This window comes from Mesorhizobium sp. GW821-FHT07A06 (genome assembly GCF_059419085.1).
This window is the reverse complement of the sequence record NZ_JBWKRC010000005.1, coordinates 60,407-82,251: the sequence shown is the minus strand read 5'-3', so window position 1 is coordinate 82,251 and position 21,845 is coordinate 60,407. Positions and strand designations below refer to the sequence as shown.

The window sequence follows — 21,845 nt, the reverse complement described above, 5'->3', positions numbered from 1 at the left end:
CGCCGCGCCGCTCCGACGACTCATGCCTCGATTGCTTCCACCAAGGCGCGCGAGACCGAGGCGATCGTCGCATTGCGCTTGACCAGGCTCTGCCTGGTGCCGGTCAGGTAGACCGACATCAGGACCGGATTGCCTGACGTCGGCCAGATGACCGCCGCGTCATTGGTGCTGCCATGCTCGCCGGTGCCGGTCTTGTCGCCGCATTTCCAGCGTTTCGGCAGTCCTGCCCTGATGCGGCCGTCGCCGGTCTTGTTGGCGACCAGCCAGTCGACGAGCTGCGCCCGGCTCTTTTGCGACAGGCTGTCGCCGAGGGTGAGGCGCTCGTAATCCTCGATCATGGCCAGCGGTGAGGTCGTATCGCGGGGGTCGCCCGGAACGGATTCGTTCAGCTCCGGCTCGATCCGGTCGAGCCTGGTCACCGTGTCGCCGATCGAGCGCAGATAGGCGGTCAGTTGCGGCGGTCCGCCAAAGGAGGCCAGCAGCAGATTGGCCGCACCATTGTCGCTGACCGTCACCGCGGCCTCGCAAAGCTGCGCCACCGTGATTGCGCCGCCGGCATGGTTCTTGGTCGTTGGCGAGTTCGCGACAACGGCATTGTGCGGCACCTCCATGCTGCGGTCGAGCTGTTCGATGCCGCCGTCGACGCGATGCAGGATGAACGCCGCGGCAAGCGTCTTGAAGGTGCTGCACATCGGAAACAACTCGTTCTCGCGATAACCGAACTGAACCCCCGTCCCCGCGATCCGGCAGGCAACACCAAGCCGGCCACCGCTTTTCGCTTCGATCCGCCTTATTTTCGGCAAGACCCCATCAAATTTTGTCGGGCTTGTTGCCGCCTTCGCCGCCGCGCCAAGCGTGATGGGGGCCGTCAAAACCACTGCGAGACCACCAATGAAACTGCGTCTGCTCGTCATGTCCACACTCTCTGTTGCCCCGCGCCGCAGAACTGAACCGGATCCGACGCCATCGCAAACGAGTAAACGTCGCCTCCGCCATAAGAAAAACTAGGGCTGCACCCGATGAAGCGATCGCATCTTCCTCTGAACGGCTTGCGCGCCTTCGAGGCCGCCGCACGGCATCGCAGCTTCACCGGCGCAGGCCTCGAACTGCGCGTCACCCAGGCCGCCATCAGCCATCAGGTCAAGGGCCTTGAAGAGGTGCTTGGCGTCAGGCTCTTCCGCCGGCTGCCGCACGGGCTGACTTTAAGCGATGAAGGCGAAGCCTTGCTGCCGGTGCTGAGCGACGCCTTCAACAGGATCAGCATCACGCTCGACCGTTTCGAGGGCGGCCGCTTCCACGACATCGTCACGGTCGGCGTCGTCGGCACCTTCGCCTCGGGCTGGCTGATCCCACGACTGCCGTTGTTCCACCAGGCCTATCCGGACATCGAACTGCGCATCTCGACCAACAACAACCGGGTCAACCTCGCCGCCGACGGTCTCGACTTCGCCATCCGTTTCGGCGACGGCTCCTGGCAAGGGACGGACAACACGCCACTGATGTCGGGCTCGTTCTCGCCTGCTTGCGCGCCCGACATAGGCGCGCGCCTGCGCGACCCATCCGATCTCGCCCGCGAAACGTTGCTCTGCTCCTACCGGGAAGACGAGTGGCTGCGCTGGTTCGAGGCGGCGGGGCGCCATTGCCCACCGATCAAGGGCATCGTCTTCGATTCCTCCGTCACCATGGCCAACGCCGCCGTCCAGGGCGCCGGCGTGGCGCTGCTGCCGGTCTCGATGTTCAGCCGCGAGTTTGGTTGCGGCCAGCTGGTGCAGCCCTTCGACAGCACGGTCGATGTCGGCCGCTACTGGCTGTCGGCAAGGCGCAGGCGACAGAACTCGCAGGCGATGACGACCTTCGCGGACTGGCTAACGGCGGAAACAGCTGGGAGCAATTCCAGGAAAAGTGTGTAGCGGTTTTCCCGGGAAAAGCGCTTGGCGCTTTCCCTGGGGATTGCGCGAAATCAGGGATCAGCCGATGCTCTCGCCGCCATCGATCACCAGCGCCTGGCCGGTCATGAAGGATGAGCGGTCGGAGACGAGGAACAGGATCGCCTCCGCTATCTCTTCCGCACTCGCCCAGCGGCCCATCGGAATCTTGGTGCGGACATAGGTTTCGATCGCCTCGCGTCCGCCCATCTGGGCGATGAACGGCTCGTTGAACGGCGTGTCGACCCAGCCCGGGCAGAGCGCGTTGACCCGCACATTGTGCCGGGCATAGTCGAGCGACATTTGCCGCGTCATCGCCACCACGGCATGCTTCGATGTCGCGTATGCGATCATCTCGCGGTCGTAGAAGACACCCGAATTCGAGGCGGTGTTGAGGATGACGCCGCCGCCTTGCGCGATCATCGACGGCATGACGATCCTCGCGGCCAGGAATTGCGCCCGCACATTGACCCGCCACGAGGCATCCATGCCGTCGGTCCCGACCTCGGTCAGCGTGCCGCCGACCTGGATGCCGGCGTGATTGTGCAGGATGTCGATGCGACCATGCTTTTGCAGCGTGCCGGCAAGGAGCTTTTCGACAGCGGCGTCATCCGAAACGTCGGTGGCGATAGCCTCGGCACCGCCGCCCACCGCGCGGATATCCGAAGCTGTCGCCTCGCCGCCGGCCTGGTCCCTGTCGGCGATGACGACCATTGCGCCTTCCCTGGCCATGATCATGGCGCCGGCGCGGCCGATGCCGGAGCCGGCGCCTGTCACCACGGCGATGCGGTCTTTGAGGATCATGATGCGGCTTTCAGTTGGATGTTTTGCGCTGGCGCAACTGCCACTGGGCAAGCACCACGAGCAGGACGGAAGCGACGAGCACGATCGTCGCGATGGCGTTGATTTCCGGCGTCACGCCGCGCCGGATCGAGGCGAACACATAGATCGGCAGCGTCGTCTGCGCGCCCGCGACGAAGAAGGCGATGATGAAATCGTCGAAGGAAAAGGTGAAGGCGAGCAGGAAGCCGGCGACCACCGCCGGCATGATCTGCGGCAGCACGATCGAGCGGAATGTCGTCAGCGGCGTCGCGTAGAGATCGCTCGACGCCTCCACGAGATTGCGGTCGAGACTGCCGAGCCGCGTGCCGACGATCATCGTCACCAGCGCCATCGAGAACAGGCCATGCGCGGCGATGATCGAACCATAGCCGAGCGACAGGCGCGGCGGCTGATCGTCAGGCCAGATCGAAGCGAGGAACGGATTGACGACAGCGAACAGCTGGACGAGTGCGACCAGCGTCGAGATGCCGATGACAACGCCGGGAACCACGATCGCGGCGCCCAGCAGCGCGTCGAAGACGGCCCGGGTTCTGATTCCGACACGCGCGAGGCCAAGCGCCGCCGCGGTGCCGAACACCGCTGCCAAGAGGGCACTGGTGGTGGCGATGAACAGGCTGTTCTTCAGCGCTTCGACCAGGAACGGGTTCGACAGCGCCGTGCCGTACCACTGCACCGAGAAGCCGGTGAACTCGCTGGCATGGCGGCCGGCATTGAAGGAGAACAGCACGACCAGCGCGATCGGCAGATAGAGGAAACCGAAGACGGCAATGACGAAGGCGCGCATCAGATCAGGTCCACGCGGCGGGCGCCCGAGACGCGGGTCGAGATGCGGTTGGCCACGATCAGCACCACAACCGAAACCAGCACCAGCGTGATGGCGATGGCCGATCCGAACGGCCAGTTGCGCGACTGCAGGAACAGGTCGACCAGCGCATTGCCGATGAAGAAAACCTTGCCGCCACCAAGCAGCGTCGGGATCAGGTATTCGCCGAGCAGCAGGATCATCACCAGCGAGAAGCCGGTCATCACGCCCGGCAGCGAAAGTTTCAGGGTCACGCCGAGGAAGGTAGACAGCGGCGTCGCGCCGAGATCGGCGGATGCTTCCAAGAGCCTACGGTCGAGCCGCTCGAGGCTGACATAGATCGGCAGGATCATCAGCGGCAGGTAGCCGTAGACGATACCGAGCAGCACGGCGCCCGGCGTGTTGATCAGCCTGACATCCTCGATGCCGACAAAGGCGAGCAGCGCCGGGATGCCGCGTCCGCCCAGAATGTACATCCAGGCATAGGTCCGCATCAGAAGGCTGGTCCAGAACGGAATGACGACGAGCGCGAGCAGGATCAGCCGCCAGCGCTGCGGTGCCCGCAAGGCGAGGTAGTAGGCGACCGGGTAGGCGACGAGCAGACAGGCCAGCGCGCCCACCGGCGCCAGCACCATCGTGTTCCAGAAGGCCGTCGCCCGCGCCGGAAGGTTGGCATATTGCGCGAAGGTGAAGGCCGCCTGATAGCCGCCTTCCGGTGCCCGCTCGCCGACGCTGAAAACGGCGATCGCGATGAACGGCAGCACCAGGAACACCACCAGCCACGCCGTTGCCGGAGCAAGCAGCAAGGCGGTCAGGAAATTGTGACGAAATCTGTTGCCGTGCATTTGAAACCGCCCCGATACCGACGGGCGTGCGCCCGCCGGTCAATTGTCCGCGTCAGGCCGGCGCTCAGGCCGACTTGAAGCGCGCCATCAGCTCGGCGCGGCCCGGATCGGTCAGCGTTGCCGCTGCGCCGAACTCCAGCGGCGTCAACAGGTCGGCCGCCGGATAGAGGATCGGATTGTCGAGCACTTCCTTGGGCAGCAGCTTGTTGACGCGGGCGTCGGTCGAGGGCGCGCCGTTGGCAAGGTGCTCCTTCACCGCGACCTGCGGGTTCATCAGGTAGTTGAGCAGTGCATAGCCGGCCGGCTTGTTCGGCGCGTCCTTCGGGATGGCGTAGAAGTCGGTCCAGATTTCGCCGCCCTCCTTGCCCAGCACATAGGCGATCTCGGGAATGTCGCGATGCAGCTGCGCGCCGTCATTGGTCCAGCACATCGTCATCCACGCGTCGCCCGCGCGCATGCCCGGCTGGTAGTCGGAGGAGACCGCGAACAGATGCGGCTTGACCTTCAGCAGCAGTTCCTCGGCCTTGGCAAGTTCGTCCTGCTTGAGCGAGTTGAAAGAGTAGCCAAAGTACTTCAGCGCATTGCCGATCGTCGTCAGCTGGTAGTCGTGCACCATGGTGCGGCCGTCGCCCTCGGCCATGGCCGTGTCCCAGAACTCCTTCCAGCTCGTCATCGGCTTGGTCAGCTTCTTGGTGTTGACGGCGAAGCCTGTCGTGCCCCAGTTCTTCGGCACGGCGTAGATCACCTTGTCGATCGTGCCCTCCGAAGTGAAGCGCGGGTCTTCCTGCGTGCCGTCGAAATTCGGCAGCTTCGCCATGTCGAGCGGCTCGATGATGCCGAGCTTCTTGTAGGTCGAGATCGTGTAATTGGTCGGCACGAACAGGCTCCAGCCCGAGGCGCCGGCCTGCAGCTTGGCCAGCATCTCCTCATTGGAGCCGAACACGTTGACCTCGACGGCGACGCCGGTGTCCTTCTTGAAGTTCTCGAAGGTCTGCGGATCATGGTAGTTGGGCCAGGTGGCGATCGACATGCGGTCGCCCAGGTTTTCGGCGGCAAAAGCCGGCGTTGGCATGATGCCGATCTCACGCGCCATCACCGCCGTCGCAATGCCGAGGCCGGTAAGGCCCAGGAAGTCGCGGCGGCCGATCGAGCCGCGCTTGAGGCGCATCAGTTGGTCGACGAATTTTTCAGGGCTTATCGGCAGTCCGTCACGATATGATTTCGACATTTTGGTTTACCCTCTGGTTGGTCCCGTTGTTCTTGGTTTCCGGAAACGCCAGCGGCGTTCCGGCGGCATAGCCGATGGCGACGGGTTCGCCCGGCTTGAAGAGATTGCCTTGTCCGATCAGATGGTCGGCCTTGGCCAGCAGCGTTCCGATGCCCTGGACCTCGATGGCGTATTCCGCGGTCGAGCCCAGGAAGATGCGGTTGCGCACGATGCCCATGAGCGGACCGCTTTGCGGAGCGCCGAGGCTGAGTGATTCCGGGCGCAGGCTGACCGAAACGGTCTCGCCTTGCCGCAAGGCGGTCCGCTTGCGCGCCGCAATGACGGTGCCGTTGGCCAGCGCCACGTCAACCAGATCGCCCGAATGCCCGGTGACCTTGCCGCTCAACAGATTGGTCTTGCCGACGAAATCGGCGACGAACAGATCGGCCGGCTCGTCGTAGATCTCGCTCGGCTGGCCGAGCTGGACGATGCGCCCGCCATTCATGACGCAGACGAAATCGCTCATCGACAGCGCTTCCTCCTGGTCGTGGGTGACAAGCACGAAGGTGATGCCGATCTCGCGCTGCAGGTTCTGCAGCTCGATCTGCATGTCGGTGCGCAGCTTCTTGTCGAGCGCGGCCAGCGGCTCGTCGAGCAACAGCACCGCCGGCTTGTTGACCAGCGCGCGCGCCAGCGCGACACGCTGCTGCTGGCCGCCCGACAGTTCGTGGATCTTGCGGCCGCCATAGCCGGCAAGCCGCACCATTTCGAGCGCTTCGCCGGACCGCTGGCCAATCTCGCGCGACGACAGCCGCGGCCGTGCCTGGCGCAGCCCGTAGGCAACGTTGTCCTCGACATCCAGGTGCGGAAACAGCGCGTATTGCTGGAACACCATGTTGACCGGCCGCCGATAGGGCGGCGTGCCGGCCATGTCCTGGCCGCGGATGAACACCTGGCCTTCGCTCGGCTGTTCGAAGCCGCCGATCATGCGCAGGCACGTTGTCTTGCCGCAGCCGGACGGCCCGAGCAGGGCGACGAAGGCGGAGGGCGGGACAGACAGATCGATGCCGCTGACCGCGGTCACCGCGCCATAACGCTTGGTGACGCCGCGAAACTCGATGTCGGGCACTGCGGTCAAAGGCTGCGGGCTCCAGCGACAGGGCTATTTCCGAACGCTACCAGAGCCAATGGCGACTAGTATATACCTCGCAGGTGGTATATCTGATCTATTTTCGCGTTTAGAGGGGTAGGTATTGGGTGCGTCCCGCAGCGACGAATACAGCCGGCTCGCCGCCCTTGTCGCGGCGACGCGGGAGACGAGCGGCGACCTGTTCGGCAAGGCGATGGTCGATTGGCTGCGCCAGCATGTCAGCTTCGACCACTGCGTGGTCTTCGGCTATCGCGGCGCCTCGCGCCCGCCATTGCTGTTCGAAACCTTCTCGCCGGCGGAAAGCCATGTCTTCGTCGCGCTCTACCAGGAAGGGCCCTATCTGCTCGATCCGTTCCACCACGCCGCGGTCGAGCGCAAGGAGGGGTTCTGGCGCATGCGCGAACTGGCGCCGGACCGCTTCTACGCCAGCGAGTACTTTCGCTCCTACTACAGCCAGACCAGGCTGGCCGAGGAGGTCGGCTTCTTCGTGCCGCTGCCCGGCAAGGACGCGCTGGTGCTGTCGCTGATGCGGCTGCGCGCTTCAGGCCCGTTCGGCACCGCCGACGCCAGGCTGCTGCGCGATATGGCGCCGGCCGTGATCAGCTTCATCCGGCTGCGCTGGCCTACCCTTCCCATCGACGAGCCGGCTGAAGCCAGGCAAGATCAGCCGATCGCCGCGGTCAACGAGTTCGACCGTGCCCATATCTGGAAGAGCCTGTCGCTGACGCCGCGCGAAAAGCATGTGGTCGACCTGGTGCTGCAGGGCCACTCGACGGAATCGATCGCCAGAGCCATGCGGATCGTGCCGGGAACCGTGAAGGTCCACCGCCGCAACATCTACCGCAAGCTCAAGATCAAGTCGCAGGCCGGCCTCTTCGCCCGCTTCGTCGAGATCATCGACGCGCGGATTCGATAACCGCCACAGCCCTCGGCATCTGGTCAGGCCGTCGCGTCGGTCTCCCAGGAGCCGGTCTCGGCCATCCGCTTCAGCAGCGGGGCCGGCTTGAACACATCCTTGCCGGTCTGCCGGAACCAATGCTCGAGCCGTTCGACGATCCTGGCTCCGCCTTCGAGGCCGGCCCAGAACATCGGGCCACCCTTGCCGATGGGAAAGCCGTAGCCATTGACCCAGACGACGTCGATGTCCGAGGCGCGGGCCGCGATTTTTTCCTCGAGGATCTTCGCCCCCTCGTTGATCATGGGATAGAGCGTGCGCTCGATGATCTCCTCGGCGCCGATCGCGCGCGGTTCGATGCCCCGCTCGGCCGCCTTGTCGCGGATCAGCGCCTCCACCTCGGGATCGGGAACGCCTGCCCGGGCGCCGGCCTCGTAAAGGTAGAAACCACGGCCGGTCTTCTGGCCGAAGCGCCCCTGCTCGCACAGCGTGTCGGCGATCACGGCCGTCAGGCCGCGTGCCTTGCGGTTGCGCCAGCCAATGTCGAGGCCGGCGAGATCGCCCATCTGGAACGGCCCCATCGGCCAGCCGAAATCGGTGAAGGCCTTGTCGATCTGGCTGGGTGTCGCGCCCTCCAGAAGCAGCGCTTCCGATTCCGAGCCGCGCGCGGCCAGCATGCGGTTGCCGACGAAGCCGTGGCAGACGCCGACGACGACCGCTACCTTGCCGATCCGCCGCGCGAGGTCGACCACCGTCGCCAGCGCATCCGGCGCGGTCTTTTCGGCGCGCACGATCTCCAGCAGTTTCATGACATTGGCCGGCGAAAAGAAATGCAGGCCGAGCACATCCTGCGGCCGCGAGATCGAGCCGGCGATTTCATTGATGTCGAGATAGGAAGTGTTGGTGGCAAGGATGGCGCCCGGCTTGGCGACGGCATCCAGCTTTCCGAAAACCTCCTTCTTGACCGCCATGTCCTCGAACACCGCCTCGATGATCAGGTCGCACTCGGCGAGATCGGCATGATCGGTGGAGCCCTTGAACTGGGCGAGCCGCTGCCGCTTGGCGTCCTCGGTCAGGGAACCGCGCGAAACGGAGACCGCATAGTTCTTCTCGATCGTGCCCAGCCCGCGTTGCAACGCCTCCCCGCTGGTTTCCAGCAAGGTCACGGGATAGCCGCCATTGGCGAAGGCCATGGCGATGCCGCCGCCCATCGTGCCGGCGCCGATGACGCCGATCCGTGCGATCCTGCGCTTGGGCGTGTCCTTGCCGGGAAGCTTTGCCGCCTCGCGTTCGGCGAAGAACAGATGACGCTGGGCGCGCGACTGGTCGCTGCCGACAAGCGTCACGAACAGCGCGCGCTCCGCCGCCAGCGCCTCGTCGAAGGGCAGCGTGACGGCGTTGCGCACCGCTTGCGCACACGCGATCGGCGCTTCCAGCCCGCGCGCTTTCCTGGCGAGGTCGGCGGCCTCGGCATCGAAAGCCCTGAGGTCGGTTTCCTTGAGCCCGTCGTCGCGATCACGCACCGGCGTGAAGGGGCCACCCTTGCGGGCGATTTCGCGGGCAAAGTTCACGGCATGCGTGGTCAGATCGCCCTCGAAAACGGCGTCCACGAGACCGGCGGCATGCGCCTCGGCCGCACCGATCGGCGTGCCGGAAACGATCATCCTCAGCGCCTTCACCCCGCCGACGAGGCGCGGCAGCCGTACAGTGCCGCCGCCGCCCGGCAATAGCCCAAGCTTCACCTCGGGAAGGCCGAGCCTGGCGCCGGCATCGGCAACGCGGAAATGGCAGCCAAGCGCCAGCTCCAGGCCGCCGCCGAGCGCGGTGCCGTGGATGGCGGCGACCGTCGGCTTGGCGATGGTCTCAAGCGTGACGATAAGGGCGCGCAGATCGGGTTGTTGCACCGGCTTGCCGAATTCCGTGATGTCGGCGCCGGCAACGAAGGTTCGTCCGGCGCAGGCAATCACGATGGCCGCGACCGAAACATCACCGCGCAAGGAAACCAGCGCGTGCATCAGCGGATCGCGGACATGAAAACTCAGCGCGTTGACCGGCGGATTGTCGATGATGACGATGGCAACGTCGCCGTCCCGGCTGACCTTCACGAAATCGGACACACAAACCTCCCAGCAATGGTGAGCGGCATGGCCGCGATCGGGATTTACAGGGCTATGGCGCGGATGGGAACCAGATGCCTGCCTGGCACAGTGTTTACCGTGTGGATCAGCGCCGGCCGGCACCCTCCGCCGCCAGCATCTCCGGCATCGCGGTATCGATGGTGCGTCCGCCGCGCCAGGAGGCGAACGCCGCCACAAGGTAGAGAATGGCCGAGAAGGTGAAGGCGAAGACCAAGCCATGCTTGAACGGCCCCGACATCAACTCAGGGAAGAAGACATGGCCGGTCAGCGTGTCGATGCTTTGCTGCGGCAGCGCGTGCAGTACATTGGCCGGGATCAGTTCGCCCATCGGGTTGTAGCCGAGGAAGGCTGCGAACAGGCTGGCGACCGGCGGCATGTTGGCGATCTGGTGAGCGACCGCTTCAGGCACGTGCTGCGCTAGCAGGCCGGCCTCCATGCTCTGCGGCAGGCTGGCGGCGAGGCCGACGATCATCAGGCTGAAGAACAGGCCGATCGACAGCACCTGGCCGGCATTGGTGGTGGTGGCGCGCATGCCGGAGGCCTGGCCGCGTTCGCGCGCCGGCACCGAATTCATGATCTGCGTCGAGTTCGGCGCCACGAACAGGCCGGAGCCGAGGCCGTTGAGGAACAGCAGCGCGGCGAAAACCGTGTAGGAGAAATCGGCCGGCAGCGCCATCAGCGCCACGAAGCTCGCGGCGCCCACGACCATGCCGCCAACAGCGAAGGGCACGCCGCCGACCCGGTCGGAGAAATAGCCCGATACAGGACCGGCGATGAGGAAGCCGACCGTCAGCGGCAGCATGAAGATCGCCGACCACAGCGGCGTCTCCTCGAAGGAATAGCCATGCAGCGGCAGCCAGATGCCTTGCAGCCAGACGATGAGCATGAATTGCAACCCGCCGCGTGCTATGCCCGAGGCGAGATTGGCTATGTTGCCATAGGCGAAGCCGGGGATGCGGAACAGTTTGAGGTCGAGCATCGGCTTGGCGACGCGCTGCTCGATGAAGACGAAGGCGATCAGCGAGGCGAAGCCGACCGCAAACAGGATCAACACCTTCGGGCTGGTCCACGCCATCACCTGGTCGCCATAGGGCTGCAGCCCGTAGGTGATGGCGGTGAGGATGAGCACGAGGCCGAGGCCGAAGCTGATATTGCCGAGCCAGTCGATCGTGTGGGTGGAGCGGTTCGGCGCATCGTGCAGCTTGAGATACGCCCAGACCGTGCCGACGAGGCCGAACGGCACGTTGATCCAGAACACCAGACGCCAGTCGGTGTCGGCAAGCAGGCCGCCGATCAAAAGTCCGACAAACTGGCCGCCAATCGCCGCCACGACATTGATGCCGAGCGCGAAACCGCGCTCGTTTTCCGGAAAGGCATCGGTGAGCAGCGCAGTGGAGTTGGCCATGATCAGCGCGCCGCCAATGCCCTGGATGATGCGCACGGATATCAGGTATATCGCCGCGAAATCGCCTTGTCCCGGCAACAGGCCGAGCGCGATCGAGGCGGCGGTGAAGACGGCAAAACCGAGATTGTACATTTTCGCCCGGCCGAACTGGTCGCCGAGCCGGCCGAAGGCCACGACCAGCACCGCTGTGGCGATCATGTAGCCGATGATCGCCCAGAGCAGATAATTGATATTGCCGGGATCGAGCGCCTTGAGGCCGATGCCGCGGAACACCGCAGGCAGGCTGATCAGCAGGATCGAGCCATTGATGGCGGCGGCCAGCATGCCGAGCGTGGTATTGCTCAGGACCATCCATTTGTGGCTCTGCGGGCGGCTGTCTGCGGCGGTATTCATGGTGGCAAGGTCCAAGGGTGCTGGCGCGGTTGCCGTCAGCGGTATATATGAGGATAGTCTCAGGTTTGGAATATGAGGATGGCCTCGGAAAAAGCAAGAGCGTCGGTGGCGAATCCGCGTGCGCCGCAGCAAAAAAGAGGGCGCGAACGGGTCGCGGCACTCATGGCGAGCGCGGCAGCGCTGTTCGTCGAGAAGGGTTTCGACGCCACCACGATGACCGAGATCGCCGCCCGAGCCGGCGCCGCCATCGGCACGCTCTACCTTTTCTTCCCCACCAAGGAAGCGTTGGCGCAAGCCATTCTGGCCGAGAACGCGGAAACCCTGTCAACTCAGCTTGACGCCTTGCAGGAACAGGCCAAGGGCCTGGCGCCGGCAGCGATCGCCGACGCGCTGTTCGAGGTGCTGGGCCGTTTCGTCGCCACGCACCCGGTCTATTCCGCGTTGCTCGACCTGCCCGGTGACGATGGCTGGCGCCGCGCGATGCGGGCTCGCCGGCGCGACCAGATCGCCGCGCTGTTCGCGCGGGCCGAGCCGCCGCTTCCAGCCGGCAAGGCCGAGCGGCTCGCCGTCATCGTGCCGCAGCTGATGCGCATCCCGCTGGCGCTGGTCGGCGAGAAACGGTTGCGCGACGGCGTGCTCGAGGAATTAAGGCTGATGCTTGCAAGGCACCTCGAGGGCAGTGCGTAACCGGACGACTCAGCGCACCGCCTTCTCCCCACCGGCAGCCGTAATGACGCCGACGATGATCAGCCCCGTCAGCAGCAACCGCACGCCGGCGCTGACGCCGAACGTGTTGAGCATGGTGAGCAGCAACACCAGGAACAGCGCCGCGCCCCACACACCCGGCACATTGGCCTTGCCGCCGGCGACCGACGTGCCGCCGATGACGACGACAGCGATCGAGGCCAGCAGGTATTCATTGCCGATATCGACATTGGCGCCACGGAAATAACCGGCGAGCAGCGCACCGTCGATGCCGCCGAGCGCCCCCGACAGCGTATAGGTGAGGAAGCGGATGCGGCCGACATTGACGCCGGCGAGCCACGCGGCGCGGATGTTCTGGCCGATCGCCAGCACCGAGCGGCCATAGATCATGCGCTGCAAGGCGATGGCCGCCCCGATGGTGAACAGCACGGTCAGGATCGCCAGCACGGGAATGCCCAGGATCTGCCAATTGGTGAAATCGGCGAAACCGGGCGGCGGCTTGATCTGCAGCCCGCGCCCATAGCTGATGTCGATCGACTGGATGATGAAGCTCGCCGACAAGGTGGCGATGATCGGTGGAATGCGCAGCGCCCAGATCAGCAGGTAGTTGACCGCGCCGATCGCCGCGCCGCAGGCGAGCGCGGCAAGCAGCCCGACCACGATCATGGCGTCGCTGCCGGCCATCACCTTCATGGCAACGGCACTGGCGAGCCCGATATTGGCCGGCAGCGACAGGTCGACATTGCCGGGCCCGAGCGTGATGACGAACATCTGGCCGACGCCGACGATGACGGTGAACACCGCGAGCGAGAGTGCCGCCGTGACCATGCCGCCGGCGCCATGGCCGCCGGTGAAGGCGATCGTCGCCAGCCACACGACAAGCGCGCCGACGAACGACCAGATCCAGGGTTTGGCGGCCAGCGATTTCACCAAGACCATCGCCTCACCTCTCCCTGCGGCTGATCAGCACCCGCGCCGCCAGCACGATGATCAGGATGGCGCCGTTGGCGGCCACCTGCCAGTCGGGTGGAATGTGCATGAAGGTGAGCAGCGGCGAGGCCGCCAGCGCCAGCGTCAGCGCGCCGATCACCGCGCCGATCGGCGACACCCGGCCGCCGACGAATTCGCCGCCGCCGAGGATGACGCCGGCGATCGCCAGCAGCGTGTAGCCATTGCCGATATTGGCGTCGGCCGAGGTGGTGATGCCGATCAGCGCCATGCCGGACAGCACGCCGAACAGGCCGGCCAGCGCGAACAGCACGACCTTGGTTTTGAGCAACGACCAGCCGGCACGTCGAAGCGCTGCCGGATTGCCGCCGGAACCGCGCAGGATCACGCCATAGGAGGTGCGCATCAGGCCAAAATGGACAATGAGACCGATCAGCAGCGCCGCGATGATCGGGAAAGGAATGAAAGGCGGCTTGAACGACATGATCGCCAGCAGCCAGTCCGGCGCCTTGCCGCCGGGCTTGGGCAGGACGAGAATGGCCAACCCCTGCCAGACGAAACTCATGCCGAGCGTCACCACGATGGACGGCAGATTGCGCAGATGGATCAGCGCGCCGAGCAGCGCATAGACGCCGATCGAGCCGAGCAGGATGGCGACGCCGATGAGCGGCGCGTCCTTCAGCCAGGTCGCGGTAACACAGCCGACGAAACCGACAAACGTGCCGATCGACAGGTCGAGCTCATTGCCTGATATGACGAACATCTGCGCGATCGTCGCCAGCGCGATCGGGATCGCCAGGTTCAGCATCAGGCTGAAGCCGAAATAGCTGATCGCGCGTGGATTGAGCCAGGCAATGGCGAGCAGCACCAGCGCCAGGGACAGCGCCGGCAGCAAGCCACGCAGCAGGCGGGCGCGCGCCGCCGCATTGCGCGCCGCCGCCCCTTTGAAGCCATTGTCGATGGATGCTGCCGTCATCTCAGGCCGCATCGCCGAACGAGGACTGGATGATCTTTTCCTCCGTCAGTTCGTCGCGCGTGAGGTTGGCGACGATGCGGCCGTTCTTGAAGACATAGACGTGGTCGCAATTGTCGAGCTCTTCGGTTTCGGTCGTGTACCAGAGGAAGGTGCGGCCGCGGCCAGCCTCCTCGCGCACGAGGTCGTACACTTCGAGCTTGGTGCCGATGTCGACGCCGCGCATCGGGTCGTCCATCAGCACGATCTGCGCGTCGGAGCCGAGCGCGCGGGCGAACAATGCCTTCTGCTGGTTGCCGCCCGACAGCGAGAAGATGTTGTTGTTCATGTCGGGCGTGCGGATGCCGATCCTCTTCTGCCAGGCCTCGGCAAGTTCGGCCTCGCGCTGTGGCGAGATCAACAACCCCTTGCGCAGGCGCGCCAGCGAACGGATGCCGATGTTCTGCGCGATCGACCATTGCGGGAAGATGCCGTCCGACTGACGGTCGCCCGCGACAAGCGCCACTGGCGCGGTCACCTCGATCCCCGTCTTGGCAAGCGAGGCTCCGCTGAAGATCGCCAGCAGCAGGTCGGTCTGGCCATGACCGGCCAATCCGGCAAGGCCGATGATCTCGCCGGCCCGCGCCTCGAGGTCGGCGCCATCCTTCTGCGCGGCGGGCCGTGCCCGCACCCGCAGCGGACCCGCCCCGGGTTTCGCGGCAGCCGCTTGCGCCGCGATCTTGCGGCGTGCTTCCGCGCCGCCCATCACCGTCACCAGCCGGTCGCGGTCGAAGACATCGGCCGCATCCGACGCCACCACCTTGCCGTCGCGCATCACCACGATGCGGTCGGCGTTCTTCAGCACCTCGCCCAGCACATGCGAGATCAGGATGCAGCTCTTGCCGCCGGCGACGAAGCGGCGCACGAAGGCCAGCAATTGACCGGCCGTATGCGCGTCGAGCGACGATGTCGGCTCGTCGAGAATGACGAGATCGAGCCGGTCCTGGGTGACCGTGAAGGCGCGCGCCACCTCGACCATCTGGCGCCGCCCGATCGAGAGGTCGCCGACAATGTCCCAGGCCGAGATGCCATGGTCCGGGAAGATCTCGTCCAGCTTGGCGGTGATCAGCGCGGCCGCCTTGCGCCGCCAGCCGAAGCCGGAGAGCGAGGCATGGTTGATGCGCGTGTTCTCGGCGACGCTGAGGTTGGGGCAGAGTGACAGTTCCTGGAACACGCAACGTATGCCAAGTTTTTGCGCACGCGACACCGAGTAGTTCTCCTCGATGCCGCCATGCACGCCGATCCTGCCGCTGTCGGGCACCATCGTGCCCGCCACCATGTGCATCAGCGTCGATTTGCCGGCGCCATTGTGGCCGACCAGGCCGACGCACTCGCCAGGCCCGACATGAAAATCCACCCCGCCCAGCGCGCGAACGGCGCCGAAATGTTTTTCGGCGCCGTTCAGTCTGATGATGTCAGCGTTCCCTTCAGGCATGCTCAACGGTACCCGCTCGGCGATACGGACGGCAACGCTGCCGCGATGCTCACTTGATGTTGGCTTTGATGGCCGCCATTGCATCTGCCTGGCTGTATTCGTGGGTCGCGACGCCGCCTTCCTTGATCTTCGGCAGCGCGGCCTCGAAATCGTCCTGGGTGAAGGCCAGATATGGCACCAGGAGATCGTGCGGAATATCCTTGCGGCCGTCGAGCACCTGTTGCGCCACCCAGAAGGCAAGCGAGGACACGCCGGGTGCGATCGAAGCCGACCAGGTCTTGTAGCCGTCCTTGTCCTTCTGTTCCTTCCACCACTTCAGCTCGTCCTGGCGGTTGCCCATGATGATGGTCGGGCGCGGCTTTTTGGCGGCGGCGAAAGCCTGTGCCGCGCCATAGCCGTCCCCGCCCTGATCGACGATGCCGACGACATCGGGCAGCGAGGGCAAGATGGTCGCGACCGCTTTCTGCGCCGTCGTCTGGTCCCAGTCGCCGGTCACCGAGCCGACGATCTTGAATTCGGGATGGGCGGCGACGCCCTCGAGGATACCGGCATGGATGGCATCGTCGATGGACGTGCCGGCAAGGCCGCGGATTTCCAGCAGGTTCCCGCCTTTCGGCTGGAACTTGGCCATCTGCTCGATTTCCTGCTTGCCCATGTCCTTGAAGTCGACAACGACGCGATAGGCGCAGGGCTCGGTGACGATGCCGTCGAAGGAGACGACCACGATCCCGGCGTCGCAGGCCTGCTTGATGGCGCCGTTGAGCGCATCCGGCGAGGCGGCGTTGATGACGATGGCGTCATAGCCCTGCAAGATGAGGTTCTGCACCTGGGCTGCCTGCGTCGGCACCTCCTTGTCGGCGGTGGTGAAGATGTCGGCCGCGCCGACGATCTTGTCGGCGACCGCCTTCTTGGTGACGATGCCGTAGCTGTCGAGCATGGCTTGCCGCCACGAATTGCCGGCGTAATTGTTGGAGAACGCGATCTTCTTGCCGCTGGTGTCGGCAAGTGCGGTGCCCGAGGCCAACATAACCGTCAGCGCACCCAGAACGAGCAGTTTCTTCATATGATTTCCTCCCAAAGTTGCTAGTTTTGCCTGATGAGCGTTACGCACAGTCCCTGTTTTTTATCTATTGTCAGACAAATTCAGACGAACCGCAAGCTGTCAACTGCAAAGCTTGGCGTGCCTTCGATCAACTTGCGGTGCGATGATTGAAAAAGCCGCCCGCACATGGTCTAGGAGCACGACAGGAGGCCATTTGATGGCAGTAACGCCGACCGTCGCCAAAGGCGCCCCCGGAATACCGGCGCGCTGGACATCAAGCGCCAAGAGTGGCGTCGGCACCGCGTTTTCGGCCAGGAGCCCGCTCTGGTTCACCATCAGTCACGGCATCTTGAACGAGATCTATTATCCGCGTCTCGACAGCGCCTGCACGCGCGACATGGAGCTGATCGTCACCGGCCCCGGCGGCTATTTCTCGGAAGAGAAGCGCGACGCCGCGCACGCCATCGCGCCGTTCGAGGACGGCGTGCCGGGCTACAGGCTGACCAACACCGCGGCGGACGGCGCCTACCGTATCGAAAAACGCATCATTACGGATCCGAAACGGCCTGTCCTGCTGCAGGAGATTGCATTCGTGCCGCTGAAAGGTCCAGCAGCCGGCTACCATGTCCACGCGCTGCTTGCGCCGCACCTCGTCAACGCGGGCATGGGCAATACCGCCTGGGTTGGCGAACACAAGGGCCAGCGCATGCTCTTTGCCACGGGGCGCGGCGTGTCACTGGCGCTGGTCTCATCACTGCCGTGGCATGGCTGTTCGGCCGGCTATGTCGGTTTCACCGACGGGTGGCAGCAATTGCAGAACGGCGGTGCGCTTGATCCCTCCTGCCAGCGGGCGGAAGACGGCAATGTCGCCCTGACCGGCGAGATCGGCTTTTCCGCTGGCAAGACCACGGCCTTGCTGGCGCTTGGCTTCGGCGCTTCGCCGGAAGCAGCAGCGGACCTGGCGCTGGCCAGCCTCAAGCAGGGTTTCGACGCCGCCGCCGAAACCTATGTCGCGAACTGGCGGGCATTTCAGACCGGACTGGAGAAGCTCGACCGCCACAGCGCCTCCGGGCTGAACACCTACCGTGTGAGCACAGCGGTTCTGGCCACGCATCTCTCGGTCGCGAGACCCGGCGCCGCCGTTGCCAGCCTGTCGATCCCATGGGGCTTCAACAAAGGCGACGACGATCTCGGCGGCTACCACCTGGTCTGGCCCCGCGATCTGGTCGAGACGGCTGGCGGTTTCCTTGCCGCCGGCGACGGCAAGCAGGCGCTGCGGATCCTGGCCTATCTGCGCTCGATCCAGCAGCCGGACGGTCACTGGCCGCAGAATGTCTGGTCGGACGGCACCGCCTACTGGCTCGGCATCCAGATGGACGAATGCGCCTTTCCGCTGCTTCTGGCCGACGCCTTGCGCCGCGCGGGCCATCTGCCGCGTGCCAGGCTCGCCGATTTCATGGCCATGATCGAAGCCGCCGCCTCCTATGTCGTGCGCAACGGCCCCGTCACCGGCGAGGACCGCTGGGAGGAAGACGCCGGATACAGCCCGTTCACGCTGGCCGTCGAGATCGCCGCGCTGCTTGCCGCCGCCGATATGCTGGATGTCGCCGGAAAGAGTGAGCCGGCAAACTACCTGCGCGAAACCGCTGACTGCTGGAACGATCAGGTTGAGCGCTGGACCTATGTCACGGGCACTCAGCTCTCCATCGACGTAGGCGTCACAGGCTATTATGTGCGTATCGCGCCGCCGGACGATGCGGGCGCCGCTACGCCGAAGGACGGCTTCGTGCCGATCAAGAACCGTCCACCGGCCGACACCGACAAACCGGCGGAAGCCATAGTCAGTCCCGACGCCCTGGCCCTGGTTCGCTTTGGCCTCAGGGCGGCCGACGATCCGCGCATCGTCGATACCGTCAAGGCCGTCGATGCGCTTTTGCGTTGCGATCTGCCGCAAGGCCCGATCTGGTACCGCTACACCAGTGACGGCTATGGCGAGCACGAGGATGGCGCGCCTTTTGACGGCACTGGCCAGGGACGCGCCTGGCCCTTGCTCACCGGCGAGCGGGCGCATTACGAGCTTGCCGCCGGCCGCAAGGAGAAAGCCGGGCAGCTTCTCGAGACCTTGGAGCGCTCGGCGGGCATAGGCGGGCTGCTGCCGGAACAGGTTTGGGACAGCGCGGATGTGCCCGACCGCGAGCTGTGGCTTGGCAAACCGTCGGGCAGTGCCATGCCACTGGTCTGGGCACATGCCGAGCACATCAAGCTGTTGCGCTCGCTCCGCGACGGCGCGGTCTTCGACATGCCGCCGCAAGGCGTCGAGCGCTACATCAAGGGCAAGACAAGCTCGCCGCTCAGGACATGGCGCTTCAACAACAAGATCCGCTCCATCCCGGCCGGCAAGGTTTTGCGCGTCGAGCTTTCGGCGCCAGGCGTCGTCCATTGGAGCAGCGACAAATGGCTGACGGTCCAGGACCACAAAACCAGCGAGAACGCTTTCGGCGTTCATCTGGTCGACCTGCCGGTCGCCGGACTGAAGCCGGGAGGCGCCCTCGTCTTCACTTTTTTCTGGCCCGATGCGATGCGTTGGGAGAATGTCGACTTCAGCGTTGGCATCGACGCATCATGATTAAGGCAGCGGGGCCGATAGATTTGTTCTTTCCTCAAACAATCGGGACGAAACCATGCAGATCGGAATGATGGGACTGGGCCGGATGGGCGCCAACATGGTCCGCCGCCTGATGCGCGACGGCCATGAATGCGTCGTCTACGACATCAACCCCGCCAGCGTCGCGGCCCTGGTGAGCGACGGCGCCCTGGGGGCGGCTTCCCTCACGGAATTCGTCGGCAAGCTCGCCAAGCCGCGCTGTGTCTGGCTGATGCTGCCGGCCGCGATAACAGGCAAGATCATCGATCAGGTCGCGGCGCTGATGGAGCCCGGCGACATCGTCATAGACGGCGGCAATTCCTATTATCACGACGCCGTCGACCAGGCCGCTAAACTGGCCACCAAGGGTATCCATCTTGTCGATGTCGGCACGAGCGGCGGTGTCTGGGGCCTGGAGCGTGGCTACTGCCTGATGATCGGCGGCCCGGACGTGGCGGTACAACACCTCGATTCCATCTTCGCCACGCTGGCGCCGGGCGCCGATGCCGGCTCGCCCGCTCCCGACAAGGCGGCCGGAACCGCGCCCTTCGGCTACCTGCATTGCGGACCGAGCGGCGCCGGCCACTTCGTCAAGATGGTGCACAACGGCATCGAATATGGCGTCATGGCCGCCTATGCCGAAGGCATGAACATCCTGAAATCGGCCAATGCGGGCAAGCGGCAACGGACGGCGGACGCCGAGACCAGCCCGCTTGAGAACCCGCAATATTATCAGTTCGATATCGACCTTCCCCAGGTGGCCGAGGTCTGGCGGCATGGCAGCGTCATCGGTTCCTGGCTGCTCGATCTCACCGCCGGCGCGCTGAAGAGCGATCCGGGCCTGGCGAATTTCGGCGGCCGCGTTTCGGATTCGGGCGAAGGCCGCTGGACGCTGAAGGCGGCGATCGATACCGGCGTCCCGGCGCCGGTGCTGTCCTCGGCCTTGTTCGACCGCTTCTCCTCGCAAGGCGAATCCGAATTCGCCGACAAGCTGTTGTCCGCCATGCGTTATGCCTTCGGCGGCCATGTCGAGAAGCCAAAGGCTGGCCAGTGACGCCACAGCGGGAGACGCACGCATGAGCCAGGAACGGTCCGACACGCTGGTGCTCTTCGGAGCGACCGGCGACCTTGCCCACAAGAAGATATTTCCGGCACTTTACCAGATGGTCGCCAAGGGCACGCTCACCGAGCCGGTGATCGGCGTCGCCTTCGACGCCTGGGACTTGAAGCAGTTGCAGGACCGCGCCCGCGACGGCATCGTCAATGCGCTGGGCAAGATCGACGAGAAAGTCTTCGCCAAGTTCGCCTCGCTGCTGCGCTATGTCAGCGGCGACTATCGCGACCCGGCCACGTTCGAGAAGCTGAAGACCGCGCTTGGCAGCGCCCAGCGGCCGTTGCACTACATGGCGGTGCCGCCGACCATGTTCGAGACAGTCGTGCAGGGCCTGGAACAGTCGGGCACGGCGCATGGCGCGCGGCTGATGGTGGAAAAGCCCTTCGGCCATGATCTGCAATCGGCGCGCTGGCTGAACCGCGTGCTGCATCTGGTGTTCGACGAACAGTCGATCTTCCGCATCGACCACTATCTCGGCAAGGAAGCGATCCAGAACCTGCTCTATTTCCGCTTCGCCAATTCCTTCCTCGAGCCGATCTGGAACCGCAATTTCGTCGAGAGCGTGCAGATCACCATGGCCGAGGATTTCGGCGTCGAGGGCCGCGGTAAATTCTATGACGATGTCGGCTGCATCCGCGACGTCATCGAGAACCACCTGCTCAACATCCTTTTGCTGCTCGCCATGGAACCTCCGGTCGGGCGCTCCGCCGACGACCTGATCGACGAGAAGGTCCAGGTGCTGCGCGCGATCCGCACGCTGACCAGGGACGATGTCGTGCGCGGCCAGTTCACCGGCTACCTCGCCGAGCCCGGCGTCAAGCCGAACTCGCCGGTCGAGACCTTCGCGGCGGTGCGTTTCTTCGTCGACACCTGGCGTTGGCAGGACGTGCCGTTCTTCATCCGCGCCGGCAAGAACATGCCGGTGCATGTCACCGAGGTGGTGGTGCGGCTGAAACGGCCGCCGCTCGACGTCTTCGATCCGATCAAGCCCGCCGACCAGAACTACGTGCGTTTCCGCATCGACCCGCAGGTGGTGATCGCCATCGGCGCGCAGCGCAAGGCGCCCGGCGACGACATGGTCGGCGAACAGGTGGAATTGACGGCGCTCGACGACAGCAAGGCCGACATGCCGCCCTACGAGCGCCTGATCGGCGACGCCATGAACGGCAATGGCCAGCTCTTCACCCGCCAGGACGCGGCAGAACTGGCCTGGCGCATCGTCGGGCCAGTGCTTGGCGACACCACGCCGCCGCATCTTTACGAGCCGAAGACATGGGGGCCGGCGGACGCCATGGCCGGCTTCGGCCCGCCCAATGGCTGGATCGACCCGGTGGCATGAGCG

18 protein-coding genes are annotated in these 21,845 nt (G+C 65.0%); 6 read left to right on the top strand and 12 right to left on the bottom strand.

From position 1 onward, the window contains the following. Positions 1 to 20: 20 nt before the first annotated feature. Complete coding sequence (gene bla, locus AC07SZ_RS17455; RefSeq protein WP_494915234.1) at positions 21 to 914, bottom strand: class A beta-lactamase; 894 nt, start codon at positions 912 to 914, stop codon at positions 21 to 23. Between the two features lie 105 nt (positions 915 to 1,019). On the opposite strand from bla, the gene AC07SZ_RS17450 reads away from it, so the two are divergent. Next, positions 1,020 to 1,910: a LysR family transcriptional regulator gene (locus AC07SZ_RS17450; protein ID WP_494915233.1), complete on the top strand. Its 891-nt coding sequence runs from the start codon at positions 1,020 to 1,022 to the stop codon at positions 1,908 to 1,910. A 57-nt stretch (positions 1,911 to 1,967) separates the two neighbouring features. On the opposite strand, the gene AC07SZ_RS17445 is transcribed toward AC07SZ_RS17450, so the two are convergent. From AC07SZ_RS17445 to AC07SZ_RS17425, 5 genes are all read right to left on the bottom strand, one after another. Beyond that, positions 1,968 to 2,729 (bottom strand): SDR family NAD(P)-dependent oxidoreductase, encoded by a 762-nt coding sequence (locus AC07SZ_RS17445; protein ID WP_056574835.1) that lies wholly within the window; start codon positions 2,727 to 2,729, stop codon positions 1,968 to 1,970. Between the two features lie 10 nt (positions 2,730 to 2,739). After that, on the bottom strand, positions 2,740 to 3,552 hold the full coding sequence (locus AC07SZ_RS17440) for an ABC transporter permease (protein WP_494915232.1): 813 nt from the start codon (positions 3,550 to 3,552) through the stop codon (positions 2,740 to 2,742). Continuing rightward, entirely contained in the window at positions 3,552 to 4,415 is an 864-nt protein-coding gene (locus AC07SZ_RS17435) for an ABC transporter permease (RefSeq protein ID WP_056574830.1), read from the bottom strand. Before AC07SZ_RS17435 ends, AC07SZ_RS17440 begins: the two co-directional genes overlap by 1 nt. 64 nt (positions 4,416 to 4,479) lie before the next feature. Next, positions 4,480 to 5,643 carry an ABC transporter substrate-binding protein gene (locus tag AC07SZ_RS17430; RefSeq protein WP_172371802.1) on the bottom strand — a complete coding sequence of 388 codons (1,164 nt, stop codon included), beginning with the start codon at positions 5,641 to 5,643 and terminating at the stop codon, positions 4,480 to 4,482. Then, positions 5,624 to 6,760, bottom strand: a complete 1,137-nt coding sequence (locus AC07SZ_RS17425; RefSeq protein ID WP_494915230.1) for an ABC transporter ATP-binding protein — start codon at positions 6,758 to 6,760, stop codon at positions 5,624 to 5,626. The genes AC07SZ_RS17430 and AC07SZ_RS17425 overlap by 20 nt, the downstream gene beginning before the upstream one ends. 115 nt (positions 6,761 to 6,875) lie before the next feature. On the opposite strand from AC07SZ_RS17425, the gene AC07SZ_RS17420 reads away from it, so the two are divergent. Further along, on the top strand, positions 6,876 to 7,688 hold the full coding sequence (locus AC07SZ_RS17420) for a LuxR C-terminal-related transcriptional regulator (protein ID WP_056574818.1): 813 nt from the start codon (positions 6,876 to 6,878) through the stop codon (positions 7,686 to 7,688). Positions 7,689 to 7,711: 23 nt separating this feature from the next. Here AC07SZ_RS17420 and AC07SZ_RS17415 read toward each other — a convergent pair whose 3' ends face one another. Together AC07SZ_RS17415 and AC07SZ_RS17410 are read right to left on the bottom strand one after the other, a co-directional pair. Then, on the bottom strand, positions 7,712 to 9,784 hold the full coding sequence (locus tag AC07SZ_RS17415; RefSeq protein WP_056574815.1) for a 3-hydroxyacyl-CoA dehydrogenase NAD-binding domain-containing protein: 2,073 nt from the start codon (positions 9,782 to 9,784) through the stop codon (positions 7,712 to 7,714). A gap of 106 nt (positions 9,785 to 9,890) precedes the next feature. After that, positions 9,891 to 11,603, bottom strand: coding sequence for an MFS transporter (locus tag AC07SZ_RS17410; RefSeq protein ID WP_056574812.1), 1,713 nt, complete (start codon positions 11,601 to 11,603; stop codon positions 9,891 to 9,893). 105 nt (positions 11,604 to 11,708) lie between these two features. Between AC07SZ_RS17410 and AC07SZ_RS17405 the strand changes: the two genes are divergently transcribed. Continuing rightward, the gene (locus AC07SZ_RS17405; protein ID WP_494915229.1) at positions 11,709 to 12,290 is read left to right on the top strand and encodes a TetR/AcrR family transcriptional regulator; all 582 of its coding nucleotides are present in this window, start codon (positions 11,709 to 11,711) and stop codon (positions 12,288 to 12,290) included. 9 nt (positions 12,291 to 12,299) lie between these two features. Here the strand turns inward: AC07SZ_RS17405 and AC07SZ_RS17400 are convergent, their stop codons facing one another. The 4 genes from AC07SZ_RS17400 to AC07SZ_RS17385 are packed head-to-tail and all read right to left on the bottom strand — an operon-like array spanning position 12,300 to position 16,766. Beyond that, positions 12,300 to 13,247: an ABC transporter permease gene (locus tag AC07SZ_RS17400; protein ID WP_172371799.1), complete on the bottom strand. Its 948-nt coding sequence runs from the start codon at positions 13,245 to 13,247 to the stop codon at positions 12,300 to 12,302. A 4-nt stretch (positions 13,248 to 13,251) separates the two neighbouring features. Further along, a complete protein-coding gene (locus AC07SZ_RS17395) occupies positions 13,252 to 14,232 on the bottom strand; it encodes an ABC transporter permease (protein WP_056574803.1) in 981 nt (326 codons plus the stop codon). Between the two features lies 1 nt (position 14,233). Then, positions 14,234 to 15,703 carry a sugar ABC transporter ATP-binding protein gene (locus AC07SZ_RS17390; RefSeq protein WP_494915226.1) on the bottom strand — a complete coding sequence of 490 codons (1,470 nt, stop codon included), beginning with the start codon at positions 15,701 to 15,703 and terminating at the stop codon, positions 14,234 to 14,236. A 49-nt stretch (positions 15,704 to 15,752) separates the two neighbouring features. After that, positions 15,753 to 16,766 carry an ABC transporter substrate-binding protein gene (locus AC07SZ_RS17385; RefSeq protein ID WP_056574797.1) on the bottom strand — a complete coding sequence of 338 codons (1,014 nt, stop codon included), beginning with the start codon at positions 16,764 to 16,766 and terminating at the stop codon, positions 15,753 to 15,755. 196 nt (positions 16,767 to 16,962) lie between these two features. On the opposite strand from AC07SZ_RS17385, the gene AC07SZ_RS17380 reads away from it, so the two are divergent. Genes AC07SZ_RS17380 through zwf form a run of 3 tightly spaced genes read left to right on the top strand, consistent with a single transcriptional unit; the run spans position 16,963 to position 21,842 of the window. After that, complete coding sequence (locus AC07SZ_RS17380; RefSeq protein ID WP_494915224.1) at positions 16,963 to 19,371, top strand: glucan 1,4-alpha-glucosidase; 2,409 nt, start codon at positions 16,963 to 16,965, stop codon at positions 19,369 to 19,371. A 55-nt stretch (positions 19,372 to 19,426) separates the two neighbouring features. Further along, positions 19,427 to 20,443 carry a phosphogluconate dehydrogenase (NAD(+)-dependent, decarboxylating) gene (gnd, locus tag AC07SZ_RS17375; RefSeq protein WP_056574791.1) on the top strand — a complete coding sequence of 339 codons (1,017 nt, stop codon included), beginning with the start codon at positions 19,427 to 19,429 and terminating at the stop codon, positions 20,441 to 20,443. Positions 20,444 to 20,465: 22 nt separating this feature from the next. After that, positions 20,466 to 21,842, top strand: a complete 1,377-nt coding sequence (gene zwf / locus AC07SZ_RS17370) for a glucose-6-phosphate dehydrogenase (RefSeq protein WP_056576414.1) — start codon at positions 20,466 to 20,468, stop codon at positions 21,840 to 21,842. Positions 21,843 to 21,845: the final 3 nt, after the last annotated feature.